Origin of the sequence: Actinobacillus porcitonsillarum, assembly GCF_003101015.1 — a bacterium.
GTDB lineage: Bacteria > Pseudomonadota > Gammaproteobacteria > Enterobacterales > Pasteurellaceae > Haemophilus_A > Haemophilus_A porcitonsillarum.
Map to the genome: position 1 here is coordinate 43,541 of NZ_CP029206.1, position 13,483 is coordinate 57,023.

A 13,483-nucleotide genomic window follows, 5' to 3' on the forward strand; every position below is an offset into this window, starting at 1 on the left:
TCTCACTCCGTATAAAAAAGGCACGAGCGAGCGCTGTCGTGCCTTGTGTTTTTTAATTTATTTTAAGAATTTATCTAAATTTGTCGCATCTACGCCAACATAAGGTACACGAACCACTTTTTGGTCAATTTTCCAATTTGTACCTTCTCCGGCAGCTTTACCATCAGCAAGGTTTGCAGAAAGTTGTACAACCGCTTTTGCTTGGTTTTCACCATCATTTAAGACAGTACCTGCAATTTCACCTTTTTTGATTAACTGTAACACTTCAGGTAATGCATCCACCCCAAAGATTGGTAGTTTTTTACCGTGAGCTTTCGCAGCTTCTAGTGCACCCATTGCCATACCATCATTATTTGAAATAACGACCTCAATACTGTTCGCTTTCGGACTGGTTAGCCACGCATCCATTTTATCTTTGGCAAGCGCTGCATCCCACATACCGGTATCAACAAAGAGTTGTTCTGTTTGAATACCTTGGCGATTGAGCTCCTCAACCACATATTTGGTGCGAGCTTCCGCATCTGGATGTCCCGGTTCGCCTTTAAGCATCACATATTGAATTTTACCGTCTTTATTGGTATCTAATGCCGGTGTCGCTTTCCATTGTTTTGCAATCAAATCGCCTTGGATAATACCGGATTCTTTTGGATCTGTTCCGACATAATAAGCTTTTTCATAGCTACCAATCGCCGCCGCCCCTGGATCTTTGTTAAAGAATACAACAGGCACATCCTCACCTTTTGCTTTACCAATAATGGTTGGTGCGGCAGATGGATCCACAAGGTTAATCGCAAGTGCTTTTACCCCTTTAGATAACAAAACATCGACTTGGTCATTTTGAATTGATTGCGTATTTTGTGAGTCATTCATCAGCAACTCAACGTCTTTGAGATTTTTAGCTTCTTTCTCAATTTCTTTACGCATTAATGCCATAAAATTATCATCGTATTTGTAAATTGTGACACCAATGCGATCCTTAGCTTGTGCAACCCCTACCGTGGCTCCTAATGCGACAGATAATGCAATTGCACTTAATACGGCTTTTTTCATAGAATGTTCCTCTTATTATGAAGACTTAATCATTATGGTTACGTTGTTATTGGAAGTAACAACTTATGCTCAACAATAATTATTTTTGACAAAATATTCAGTGATCATCTTCACAAATTTGAAAACTTATTTTTACATTGCCGTTTTTTTAAACAGCAAATTTACGTAAAATCCTTTGCAATTTAGACCGCTTGTTTTTATAGTGTCGCCCTTAAACCTCGGAGAAAATAATGAAATTATCAAAAACAACCCTCAATATAATTATTCTGATCTTTGCTGCGCTTATTTCTTATTTCTTTGGTTCTAAAGAAAAAGAAAAAAGCATTACGCCAGCAACACAAACTCAGACGACTGTCCAAACTCAACCAACACCCCAAACAACAACTTCATCGCCAAAAACCACTGTAATAACCTCCTCTGCAAAAGAAACAGATTATGATGCGGTTATGGCAGAAGATAATCTCGGGCAAAACGCCACTGCGCCGGTACATTACTATATGTTAGCGCTCTCTTGGTCACCTTCTTTTTGTGAAAACCAAAAACAAAAAAATGGCGGCTATGTACCACAACGCCTCAGCTATCAATGTGCCGGCAATCAAAACTTTGGCTGGGTTATTCACGGTTTATGGCCACAAAATAAAAATGCTCGTTCAGTCAATGACCAACCACGTTATTGTCAAGGCGATTTAGCACCACTTTCGCCACAACTACTCGAAAAATACTTACCGGAATCTCCAGGAATGACGCTCTTACAAGGGCAATGGGAGAAGCACGGAGCTTGTGCGTTTAATAATGCAGAAGAATACTTTGCAAAACAAAAAGCTCTTTTCCAAAGCCTTACACTACCTCACTCAGATATGCGTAAAAATGAACTTTTCCGTTGGATGCGTAAAAACAACCCACAATTAGATCGTGTTTATTTGGGTGCAAGTAAGAATGAACTCTACATTTGTTACGATAAATCTTGGCAACCAATGGATTGCCCACAATCTCATTAACAAATGACCGATTTACGTATCTTAAAATTACAAGCCTCTCGCCAACTCAAACAAGATTTGGCGAAGGCAAATCTTTACTTTCAGAAAAACTTTCCCCTGCCAACACTAAATTATGCCTTAAGAGGTGCAAAGGCGGGCGTTGCTTATTTACAACAAAATGAGATTCGCCTTAATCCAACCTTATTACAAGAAAATGGCACTGCATTTATTCAGCAAGTGGTTCCTCATGAATTAGCACATTTGTTGGTTTATCAACTTTTTGGACGGGTAAAACCACACGGCAAAGAATGGAAAATGGTCATGGAACAAGTACTCCACGTACCTGCCGAAATTTATCATCGCTTTGATACTTCAAATGCTACAAAACACTATGCTTATCAATGTGGTTGTCAAACGCATCAACTCTCAGCTAAGCGGCATCATGCCATTGTTCATCAGAAACGGAGCTATATTTGCAAAAAATGCCAAAAACCACTCCATTTGATAACTAATTTATAACAATAATTAAAAAATTGTTAAAATGGCTAGACTTTATTTTTAAAGCCCTTACAATTTACGCCAGTTTTATTTTTTGATTTATCACAAATTTTCGGAGTTTTTTATGGAAACAATCGTCATTGTTGGCGGTGGCGCAGGTGGGTTAGAACTTGCGACTTATTTAGGCAACAAAATCGGTAAAAAGAAAGCGAACGTGATTCTTATCGATCGCAATACAACACATCTTTGGAAACCACTATTACACGAAGTAGCAACAGGTTCATTAGATGATGGCACAGATGCTGTGAGCTATCGCGCACATGCAACCCATCATAACTTTTCTTTCCGCCAAGGCACGATGTCCGGCTTAGATCGTGAAAATAAACAAGTAATTATTGCGCCAATTTATAATGAAGAAGGCGAATTACTTGTGGCAGAACGCCGTATTGCCTATGATAAGTTAGTGCTTGCTATCGGTAGCCAATCAAACGATTTCGGTACCAAAGGGGTAAAAGAAAACTGCTTCTTCCTTGATGGTTCTGAGCAAGCCAAAATGTTCCAAAAACGCTTTTTAGAATCCGTATTAAAATTCTCATTTAACGATGATCACGATGTGAAAATTGCTATCGTGGGTGGTGGTGCAACCGGTATAGAGCTTTCAGCTGACCTTTACAATGCTGCTGCACACTTAAATGATTATGGCTTTGGGAAATTAAAACGTACAAATATCAATGTAACCTTAATTGAAGCCGGTCCTCGCTTAATTCCTGCATTAACGGAAAAAGTGTCTGCTGCCGCACTCTCTGAATTAACCAAAACAGGGGTAGATGTTCGTTTAAATACGATGGTTACTGAAGCCTTAGAAGATGGACTTATTACCAAAGACGGCGAAAAGATCGAAGCGGATTTAATGGTTTGGGCAGCCGGTGTAAAAGCTCCAGAGTTTACCAAAGAGTTTGGTTTTGAAACGAACCGCTTAAACCAAATTGAAATTAAAGATACGTTACAAACAACGGTCGATGATTCTGTTTATGTAATCGGCGATTGCGCTGCGCTTATGCAAGACGGCAAGCCGATTCCACCGCGCGCACAAGCCGCTCACCAAATGGCAAAAGTATGTGGCAAAAATATCGTGGCAGCATTAGAAGGAAAACCACTTCAGTCATTCAAATTCAATGATAAAGGTTCTCTTTTATCCTTCTCTCACTTTGGTACAGTGGGTAACTTAATGGGTAATCTAACTAAAGGCGATATGTTTATTGAAGGAAAAATTGCCCGTATGGCTTACCTTTCACTTTACCGCATGCACCAAGTTGCTTTACACGGTTGGGTAAAAACAGCGTTAATTCTCCTTGTGGGTCAAATTAACCGCTTCTTACGCCCATCAATGAAATTACACTAAAAAAAATCCACCTTTTAAAGGTGGATTTTTTTATCCAAGATTCATAGGCATAGTTCTGACAACAAATATTTTCTAACTATGCCTTTTTCACTACAACGCTTCAATCGCCTTATACTGCGCTTGCAATTTCTCAAGTCCGTCTTGGTACTCTTGCATTTTTTCACGCTCTTTGGCAATAACTTGTTCCGGTGCTTTTGCGACAAAGGCTTCGTTGCTGAGTTTGCCTTCGATACGTTTCACTTCGCCTTGAAGTTTCTCGATCTCTTTAGTTAAACGAGCAAGCTCGGCATCTTTATTGATAAAGCCAGCCATTGGCACTAGCACTTCTGCGTTGCCGACTAGTTTCGCCACCGAAAGCGGTGCTTCTTCGCCTTGGGCAAGCACTTGTACGCTGTCTAATTTCGCCATTGCTTTTAACAAGCGGTCGTTTTCCGCTAACATTTTGCAATGTTCGTCAGATAGGTTACGCACTAAGAAATCCAAGCCTTTGCTTGGGGCGATGTTACATTCTGCACGAATATTACGCACCGCGACAATCAACTCTTTCAGCCAGTTGATTTGCATTTCCGCCGCTTCATCAATTTGGCTTTCTTCCACTTTCGGGAAAGGTTGTAACATAATGGTGTCGCCTTCTACCCCCGCAAAGCCTTTCACTTTCTGCCAAATTTCTTCCGTGATAAACGGAATAATCGGGTGCGCTAAACGCAATAGTTTTTCCAACACACGCACAAGAGTTTGGCTCGCACCACGTTTTTGTGCGTCTGTACCGTTGGCAAACACAGGTTTGGTAAGCTCTAAATACCAGTCACAGAATTGGTTCCATGTGAACTCGTAAATGGTATTTGCCGCTAAGTCAAAGCGGTATTGGCTTAAGGCATCACGGAACTCGCCAACGGTGCGGTTGAATGTAGATTCAATCCAACGATCCGCCAAGCTGTATTCCACTTCGCCTGCCGATAAATCTAATTTATCGTTGGTGAGTACGAAACGGCTCGCATTCCATAATTTATTACAGAAATTGCGGTAGCCTTCCAAGCGTTTCATATCCCAGTTGATATCACGTCCGTTGCTCGCTAATGCCGCCAAAGTGAAACGTAATGCGTCCGTACCGTGTGGAGCGATACCGTTCTCGAACTCTTTACGGGTCGCTTTGGCAATTTTTTCCGCCAACTGCGGTTGCATCATATTGCCAGTGCGTTTTTCAAGTAGATCTTCAAGGCTAATACCGTCAATCATATCAATCGGGTCTAATACGTTCCCTTTTGATTTTGACATTTTTTGCCCTTGTTCATCACGGATCAAGCCCGTTACATACACGGTTTTGAACGGTACTTGCGGTTTGCCGTTTTCATCTTTGATGAAGTGCATCGTAAACATAATCATACGAGCCACCCAGAAGAAGATGATGTCAAAGCCTGTGATTAACACCTCGGTCGGGTGGTACATTTTGAGTTCTTTGGTTTGCTCTGGCCAGCCCAAGGTTGAGAATGTCCATAAGCCTGACGAGAACCAAGTATCCAACACATCTTCATCTTGTTTTAAGGCTAAATCTGCCGGTAAGTTGTATTTTGTACGCACTTCCGCTTCATCACGTGCCACATACACGTTACCTTCCGCATCGTACCACGCAGGGATACGGTGTCCCCACCATAATTGGCGAGAAATACACCAGTCTTGAATATCACGCATCCAAGAGAAATAGAGGTTTTCATACTGTTTCGGCACGAATTGAATTTCACCGTCTTCCACCGCCTTGGTTGCCACTTCGGCAAGCGGTTTCACGCTCACATACCATTGGTCTGTCAGCATCGGTTCAATCGGTACACCGCCACGGTCGCCGTAAGGCACTTTTAAGTCGTGCGGTTTGATTTCTTCTAACAAGCCAAGCGCTTCAAAGTCTGCCACGATTTTCTTACGTGCCACAAAACGCTCTAAACCTTGATAATCCGCTGGAATAAGTGCGGTGTAATTTGTTAAAGGTTTACCATCTGAGCCGATAATTTCCGCTTCAGCACGAATGTCCGCATTTAAGGTCATCACATTTACCATTGGCAACTGATGGCGTTTGCCTACTTCGTAGTCGTTGAAGTCGTGGGCAGGGGTAATTTTCACTACACCTGTACCAAACTCACGATCTACATAATCGTCTGCAATAATCGGAATTTCACGGTTTGCAAGCGGTAGGATTACGGTTTTGCCAATCAAAGACTGGTAACGTTCATCTTCAGGGTGAACCGCCACCGCCGTATCGCCTAACATCGTTTCAGGACGAGTGGTCGCCACCACCAAATAATCTTTACCGTCCGCTGTTTTCGCCCCATTAGCTAACGGATAGCGGAAATGCCATAGCGAGCCTTTGCTCTCTTTATTTTCCACCTCAAGATCGGAAATCGCCGTGTGTAATTTCGGATCCCAGTTTACTAAGCGTTTGCCACGATAAATCAAGCCTTCTTCGTGTAAACGCACGAACACTTCTTTTACCGCATTGGACAAGCCGTCGTCCATAGTAAAACGCTCACGATCCCAATCGATTGAGTTACCTAAGCGGCGCATTTGCTGGCTGATTGTACCGCCAGAATAAGCTTTCCAATCCCAGATTTTATTAATAAAGGCTTCACGCCCATAATCGTGACGGGTTTTGCCTTCTTCCGCCGCAATTTTACGTTCCACCACCATTTGGGTTGCAATCCCTGCGTGGTCAGTCCCTGCTTGCCATAGGGTGTTATTACCTTCCATACGGTTAAAACGGATTAAGGTATCCATTAAGGTTTGTTGGAAAGCATGCCCCATATGCAAGCTCCCCGTCACATTTGGCGGTGGAATTGCGATACAGTAACTTGGAACATTCGGGTTTTCATTCGGCTTAAAATAGCCTTGTTCTTCCCAGTGTTTATAAAGTGCTTGTTCGACTGCCGATGAGTCGAAACGATCTGCCATTTGGAGGTTTTGGGTCATTGGTTATTCTCTTTCTTTATTTTATAAATTTTATTTCCTATAAGACGACTTATAGGAATTAACACATAAATCTTATAAGTTTTAGCTTATATAAATCCAAAGTCGTAATCATGGCTACCATTATTTTCAGTTCTTTTACCTTTTACTAAACTAGCCGAAACGTTATGAGGAAGCTTAATTTTCTCATTCTTCCACATATCAAGGATATCATCTTTTCTACCAATCAATGTCTTATTCAATGAATATGGTCTATCTTCATTATAAGGCTGGCTTAAACTCTCTTCTTTATATGCAATAAATGTTTTTACTTGATGCGGATATCCCAATTTTAATATGGCCATTACTGCTATAGAAGATAAATACATTCCTTCAAACTGACTAATAACTTTCTCAAATTCACTTTTAGTTAACTTACTTTTCATTTCTACGATATTAAGGGTTAACGTGCTGTTGGATTCAAAAATTATAAATGCCGCTTCAGCGCATTTTTTGTTTGCTAAACACCAAACTTTGGTTACATTATCTCTAGTTTTTATAAGCAGAATCTCATTGTGACATCTAAAAATAGACTTACCTTGCCCATTTCCTTGTGAATTTTTTTCTTCTATGAAAAATTCAGTATTAGGCTCTATTCTATTTATATACGAAGAATCTAAAAGAGTTAGTTCCATTTTTACTTCTCATCTATCAAATCTATAATACTATTAGTTTCTTTAGCTAAAGCAATGAGAACTTCATTTAAAGAATCTGCAATAAAGCCATAATCTCCACAAGTTAACTGTTCTACATCTGTAATTTCACTATTGCATTTAAACTCATAGGTCACAACATTACTTTCACTAAGTAATTCATCTTCGGATATGTCAAATACGGAAATATCTTTACCTTGTTTTTTTAGACGTTCTAACAAAATTAAATTATTTAATTGCTGTAAAAATGTATCGCTATGGGTTGTAATTAATATTTTCTTCCCTTTATTAACCATTTTTACAAGTGCTTTTGCCATTTCTCGTTGTGCTTCTAAATGAAGATGGGCTTCTGGCTCTTCAAATAAAATAAAATCTTTTCTTACAGAGTCAGCTCCTAAAATAGCCATAGGAGTCAATTCAGTAACAAGGGAAGATGATGCTGACAATGGAATTGATTTGTCTGTCTTATTAGGTAAATATTCATATCTATTAGTTGATGAATTGATTTTTATTTTTCCTCCCATTAACTCTTTTAAATATGTATATTCCTTATCATTATCAAACAATAAACTATTTAGATGTAAAGCAAAATTTAATGTCGGTTGAGTAAAGTCATTTGTCTTCCTTTCTAAATCATCCTTAGAGAACAGCTGTCCTCTAAACGGCCCCGAAATAATGTTATTCAAATTTAGTACAATACCCGTTCTTGCAGCAGGTATATATATATTATGCCATAATTCTGAGAATTCATTCACAGAATAAGATAATTTAGCAATATAATCCCAAAATATTTTATTAATATATTCAATTAATTCATCCCTAGATGTAGTATTAACGATTACTCCTATTTCATAATTGGTGTTTATTTCATTGTGTTTTATTGTAATTTGATAAAAGCTATCAACACCCAGATTTTTAACACTTAAATTTAAACCAACATCCTCAAATGTATCATTTAATAACTTTAACTTAGAATTCTCAAAATGAGAAAATCTAAAAGCATTATTAAGAATTTCTTTAGACTCTTCCACTAATTTCTTATTAATAACTTCCTGTATTTTTTTAATTTCAGTTGATTCTACAAGAACATTAACATTAACATTAACATTAACATTATTTCCAAAATTTAAATCCATAAATTTGGACTTAAATAAATCATTGTATTTTTTGCGTAAATCAGAACTAATAAAATTAATAACATCTAGATTTTTTAGATAGTTAATTAAAGCCCATAATGCCGTAGTGGCGTATGTCTTACCGCTATTATTTTTTCCAATAAAAATTGTAAGAGGCTTAAGCTCAAATTTAGCTTTTTTTAGCTTACCAACATTTTCAATTTCAAATCTCATATAGATTATCCTCGGATGCACCCGCCAGAGATGGGAGTATCGTTTCATTTGCAAATTTTTCCTAAAACCTGACCGCTTGCAATCCACGCACGGCAAGACGTACATGGTTACGATCAGCCTTCGGCTGAGTGAGCCACTCTGTGGCTCTTTTTCCAATCGCCAGCGGGGCTGAATTATGCTTAACTGAGTCAAGGCTTTGCCGTGCTAGGAATAAGGTAAATTTTACTGACCGACTTTATTTTACATACCCCAATATTAACAACTCGTTCACTAAATCCTCACACCATTGAGGCAATTTATCTGTTAATTTAGTAACAGTTTTATTTTCTGAAATAACAAGCTGTATTTTTGGACTATCTGATGAATTATCGTAAATAAATGTTTCGTCATTTAATAAAATTGCTTGAATTAAATTTTCTCGATTAATTTGATAACGCCTTTTAATCGTCTCTTCCTCAATAAAATGCCCACCTGCTTTTACTCTTGCTTTGACACGAGCAATATTTATTTTTGGATCATCTACTCCAACATAATTTAAACGAGTATAAAAATTCTTCTTCGCTACTTCCATTCTTTGCAAAATGGATTTACCTGATAGGGTTGATTCCATTGAAAAAGAAATATTATGTCGTATTGCAAATTTAAATAGCTCTACTGCTTTTCTACCTGCCTCAATATCTGCCAATCTTGGGTTGCCAGGATTAATTTGCATTGCAATATGATCTGAATCAATCACAATCTGCACGGAATCCTGATTAAAAGAGCGTAATGTTGATTTACCCGCTCCATTTGTTCCGCAGTAGAAAATAGCAAGAGACTTATTGTGCATATTCAATCACTCGAATAAAACCATTTGGGTGATGCTCAATCAAATCCCCATTTTCTCGGCGATAAGTCAAAACTTCCTTTTTTTTCTTTTCCGCAATCCAAGCAGAGAACAAAACATCAAGCTCTTTTTGTTTTTGCAGAATTTCGTCTTTCGTCATTGTATTCTCCTAGCAAGGCGGTCAATTTCATCATATTACTCCCCCTTTACCATATCCAAATGCGGTATGCCATCTTCCAAATAAACTTCGGAAATCGGTTCAAACCCAAGCGATTGATAAAAATCTTGCAAATAGGCTTGGGCTTGCACATAGACCTTTTCACTTTGCCATTGTTGCTGGCAAACAGTAAGTGCTTGTGTCATCAATTTTTTTGCCAAGCCTGTGCCGCGAGCTTCCTTTGTAACTAATACTCTGCCGATATGCACGCCGTCTTGTTCGGGAATAATCCGACAGTAAGCGGTCAGTTTTTGCGAATTTTTTGCAAAAAGATGTAAGGCTTTCAGATCTTTTTCATCGACTTCTTGATAAGCGCAATTTTGCTCTACCACAAAAACTGCGATACGCGCTTGGTAAATCTCAAAAAGTTCTTGAGTGGAAAGCTCAGAAAATGCTTTTAATTGCCACATACGCCTTGTTTCAATCCTAAGATTACTAAATCTTCAAAATGCGTTTCCATATCCGCTACTTGAGGAAGTTTGCCCCAAACTTGATCGTAAATTTCAAGAATACGAGGTAAATCATCGGCCTGAGCAAAACGAAACATAGAAAGTTTTTATCTGGAAAATAGCCTTTATTAAACTCGCTATTTTAACAGAAAATCTCATTAAAATCTGTTTTTTGGGGCATTTTAGAAAAATAAAAGGAGAACATTGCATCCTCCCCTTTTACTTACTTATTCGACCCTTCAGGATGTAACCCAATTCCCCGATGACGTTCTTTGAGTTTTTCAATGACATCTTGCCACGCCAAATTTTCGTTGTGGAGCAATACAGTTAAGTGATAAACCAAATCTGCCGCTTCGCTAACTAATTCATCGGGATCTTTTGCCATCGCAGCCAGCGCCGTTTCAACCCCTTCTTCACCGACTTTCTGTGCAATTTTCTTCGTGCCTTTCGCATAAAGTTTTGCCGTGTAAGAGCTTTCAGGATCGGCGTTTTTACGCTCGGCAAGGGTGCGTTCTAATTTACTAAACCACGTCCAATCGCCTTCAGATTGGGTTTTAAACTGATGAAAACAACTTTCCGCCCCCGTATGACAGGTTTCGCCAATCGGATCGGCTAAAATCAGCAAGGTGTCGTTATCGCAATCCAAGCTCATATCCACCACGTTTAAGAAATGCCCCGAAGTTTCCCCTTTCGTCCATAAACGTTGTTTAGTGCGGGAGAAAAACGTCACTTTTTTCTCGGCTAATGTTTTGGCTAATGCTTCTTGGTTCATATAACCAAGCATTAGGACTTCACAGGTTTGGGCGTTTTGGATGATCACGGGGAGAAGGTTATCGACTTTTTGCCAATCTACTTTATTTATCATTCTCTATCCTTATTTTCCTAGCACGGCAAGCCGTACTAGGTTACGCATAATTGGGTGGCTTCGCCACCCTTTATAAATTTCTTTCGAAATATTGTTCATCATATTCAATACCATAATCTGTAAACAGAAATTTAATTTCATCCACAAAATTTTGGCTTTTATGATGTTCTTTTTGATTTTTAATGTAATTGATTATTTGTGCTTTCTCTCGTTCGCTATAAGTTAAAGCACAATAACCTTTAGACCACGCATAAAAATCAGGGAAATAATCACGATGTTGTTCTAAAAATAAATGGGTACTATTTTTTAAATGCTTCACAAAATCTGCTACATTGATGGTTGCTTTTAATTCAACAAATAGATGCAAATGATCAGGCATACCATTTATTCGATAAAGCACCACATCCTGCTCTTTCGCATAGCCCCAAATATAACGATACAAAATTTCTTCGTGTTCTTCCACAATAGTTGGCAAACCATATTTTGTACGAAAAACAATATGATAAAGCAATCTTGTATAACTCATTTTATCCCCAAAATGGTGGCAAAGCCACCGAACTATGCGTAACCGATTGCGACAACGTCGCTGTCGGTATTAATGCTTACCTTCTCTTTTCCCCTAGCACGGCAAGCCGTACTAGGTTACGCATCATTGGGTGGCTTTGTCACCCAGAGATTATCTATCTCCGCACTTCCACACCTTCTTTCGCAAGGTATTCCTTCAACTCCCCAATATTAATAATCTGCTTATGAAACACACTCGCCGCCAGTGCGCCGTCCACATTGGCTTCCACAAACGCATCGCGGAAATGCACCATTTCGCCGGCGCCGCCTGAGGCGATTAGCGGCACGTGGCAGACTTCACGCACGAGTTTGAGTTGGGTTAAATCATAGCCGTTGCGCACGCCGTCTTGGTTCATCATATTCAGTACGATTTCGCCGGCGCCTCGTTTTTGCACTTCTTGCACCCAATCGAGTAGCTGCCAGTTAGTTTGACGAGTACGTTTTTCATCGCCAGTGTATTGATTGACCCAATACTTGCCCGTTTCTTTTTCGAACCAGCTATCAATCCCCACCACAATCGCTTGCACGCCAAAGCGATCCGCAAGGCAGGAAATCAGTTCAGGATCCGCCAGTGCGGGCGAATTTATGGAAATTTTATCCGCACCGAAAGCAAAAATCTGCTCTGCATCGTCAATGGTTTTAATGCCACCCGCTACGCAAAACGGAATGTCGATGACCTCCGCCACGCGCTCTACCCAACTTTTATCAACGGTTCTGCCGTCTGAAGAAGCAGTAATATCGTAGAACACCAATTCGTCCGCCCCTTCTTCTGCATAGCGTTTGGCAAGCGGTACGATGTCGCCGATAATTTCGTGATTACGGAACTGCACGCCTTTGACCACTTGACCATCACGCACATCTAAACAAGGGATTATCCGTTTTGCCAACATTCGATTGCCTCCGCTACATTAAATTTACCTTCCAACAACGCACGCCCCACGATCACGCCAGCCACGCCTGTGCCTTTTAACGCTTGAATATCCGCAAGCGAACCGATACCGCCCGATGATTGGAAATTTACATCAGGATATTTGGCACAAATTTCTTTGTATAAATCCACGTTTGACCCCGCCAACGTGCCGTCACGAGAAATGTCCGTACATAAAACGTGCTGCAAACCGACCGATTGGAAATCTTCAATCAATTCTTCCAATGACACGCCGCTTGCTTCTTGCCAGCCGCTAATCGCAATGATTTTTCGACCGCTTGAATCAATGTTCACGTCCAACGCCAGCACGAATTTCTCCGACCCGTATTTATTAAACCAGCCCTTGACTATCTCACGCTCTTTGACCGCCGTTGAGCCAATCACCACACGGTTCGCTCCCACCGCCAATAAATCCGCCACATCTTGCTCGGTGCGAATACCGCCGCCCACTTGGATTTTACATTTAGTCGTCGCAATAATCTCACCGATAAGTGCGGTTTGTCTTTTGGCAGGATCTTTCGCCCCTGTCAAATCCACCAAATGCAACTGCTCCGCCCCTTGTGCAAGGTAGCCAGCAAATTGCTCAATCGGATTATCGCTATAAGTCGTCTGTTTGGCATAATCGCCTTGGTGCAACCGCACCACCTGCCCATCAATCAAATCAAGGGCAGGGATAATAATGGATTTTTTCATTGTGTTTGTCCTTGTATCAAT

Annotated in this window: 15 protein-coding genes; 3 read left to right on the forward strand and 12 right to left on the reverse strand. The window is 40.0% G+C overall.

Annotation, left to right across the window (positions count from 1 at the left end):
• Positions 1-57 precede the first annotated feature (57 nt).
• Positions 58-1,050, reverse strand: a complete 993-nt coding sequence (gene mglB / locus DDU33_RS00235; RefSeq protein ID WP_108922374.1) for a galactose/glucose ABC transporter substrate-binding protein MglB — start codon at positions 1,048-1,050, stop codon at positions 58-60.
• 230 nt (positions 1,051-1,280) lie between these two features.
• Here mglB and DDU33_RS00240 point away from each other — a divergent pair, with 230 nt between their 5' ends.
• The 3 genes from DDU33_RS00240 to DDU33_RS00250 all read left to right on the forward strand — a co-directional run bounded on the left by DDU33_RS00240 (position 1,281) and on the right by DDU33_RS00250 (position 3,927).
• Positions 1,281-2,048, forward strand: a complete 768-nt coding sequence (locus DDU33_RS00240; protein ID WP_108922376.1) for a ribonuclease T2 family protein — start codon at positions 1,281-1,283, stop codon at positions 2,046-2,048.
• A gap of 3 nt (positions 2,049-2,051) precedes the next feature.
• Complete coding sequence (locus DDU33_RS00245) at positions 2,052-2,546, forward strand: SprT family zinc-dependent metalloprotease (RefSeq protein WP_108922378.1); 495 nt, start codon at positions 2,052-2,054, stop codon at positions 2,544-2,546.
• A gap of 103 nt (positions 2,547-2,649) precedes the next feature.
• Positions 2,650-3,927 (forward strand): NAD(P)/FAD-dependent oxidoreductase, encoded by a 1,278-nt coding sequence (locus DDU33_RS00250; protein WP_108922379.1) that lies wholly within the window; start codon positions 2,650-2,652, stop codon positions 3,925-3,927.
• A gap of 90 nt (positions 3,928-4,017) precedes the next feature.
• On the opposite strand, the gene DDU33_RS00255 is transcribed toward DDU33_RS00250, so the two are convergent.
• The 11 genes from DDU33_RS00255 to hisA all read right to left on the reverse strand — a co-directional run bounded on the left by DDU33_RS00255 (position 4,018) and on the right by hisA (position 13,462).
• The gene (locus DDU33_RS00255) at positions 4,018-6,882 is read right to left on the reverse strand and encodes a valine--tRNA ligase (RefSeq protein ID WP_108922381.1); all 2,865 of its coding nucleotides are present in this window, start codon (positions 6,880-6,882) and stop codon (positions 4,018-4,020) included.
• A gap of 86 nt (positions 6,883-6,968) precedes the next feature.
• On the reverse strand, positions 6,969-7,553 hold the full coding sequence (locus tag DDU33_RS00260; RefSeq protein ID WP_108922383.1) for a hypothetical protein: 585 nt from the start codon (positions 7,551-7,553) through the stop codon (positions 6,969-6,971).
• Positions 7,554-7,555: 2 nt separating this feature from the next.
• Complete coding sequence (locus DDU33_RS00265; protein ID WP_157951822.1) at positions 7,556-8,920, reverse strand: AAA family ATPase; 1,365 nt, start codon at positions 8,918-8,920, stop codon at positions 7,556-7,558.
• Between the two features lie 235 nt (positions 8,921-9,155).
• Positions 9,156-9,749, reverse strand: a complete 594-nt coding sequence (locus tag DDU33_RS00270; RefSeq protein ID WP_108922387.1) for an ATPase — start codon at positions 9,747-9,749, stop codon at positions 9,156-9,158.
• A complete protein-coding gene (locus DDU33_RS10910) occupies positions 9,739-9,906 on the reverse strand; it encodes a hypothetical protein (protein WP_005711733.1) in 168 nt (55 codons plus the stop codon). The genes DDU33_RS00270 and DDU33_RS10910 overlap by 11 nt, the downstream gene beginning before the upstream one ends.
• A 35-nt stretch (positions 9,907-9,941) precedes the next feature.
• Positions 9,942-10,373 (reverse strand): GNAT family N-acetyltransferase, encoded by a 432-nt coding sequence (locus DDU33_RS00275; RefSeq protein ID WP_108922389.1) that lies wholly within the window; start codon positions 10,371-10,373, stop codon positions 9,942-9,944.
• Entirely contained in the window at positions 10,361-10,510 is a 150-nt protein-coding gene (locus DDU33_RS10850; protein WP_157951823.1) for a GNAT family N-acetyltransferase, read from the reverse strand. The genes DDU33_RS00275 and DDU33_RS10850 overlap by 13 nt, the downstream gene beginning before the upstream one ends.
• 125 nt (positions 10,511-10,635) lie before the next feature.
• The gene (gene hisIE / locus DDU33_RS00280) at positions 10,636-11,277 is read right to left on the reverse strand and encodes a bifunctional phosphoribosyl-AMP cyclohydrolase/phosphoribosyl-ATP diphosphatase HisIE (RefSeq protein WP_108922391.1); all 642 of its coding nucleotides are present in this window, start codon (positions 11,275-11,277) and stop codon (positions 10,636-10,638) included.
• A gap of 70 nt (positions 11,278-11,347) precedes the next feature.
• A complete protein-coding gene (gene tnpA, locus DDU33_RS00285; protein ID WP_108922393.1) occupies positions 11,348-11,803 on the reverse strand; it encodes an IS200/IS605 family transposase in 456 nt (151 codons plus the stop codon).
• 154 nt (positions 11,804-11,957) lie between these two features.
• Entirely contained in the window at positions 11,958-12,731 is a 774-nt protein-coding gene (gene hisF, locus DDU33_RS00290; RefSeq protein ID WP_108922396.1) for an imidazole glycerol phosphate synthase subunit HisF, read from the reverse strand.
• Positions 12,713-13,462 carry a 1-(5-phosphoribosyl)-5-[(5-phosphoribosylamino)methylideneamino]imidazole-4-carboxamide isomerase gene (gene hisA / locus DDU33_RS00295; RefSeq protein ID WP_108922398.1) on the reverse strand — a complete coding sequence of 250 codons (750 nt, stop codon included), beginning with the start codon at positions 13,460-13,462 and terminating at the stop codon, positions 12,713-12,715. Before hisA ends, hisF begins: the two co-directional genes overlap by 19 nt.
• Between the last annotated feature and the right edge of the window lie 21 nt (positions 13,463-13,483).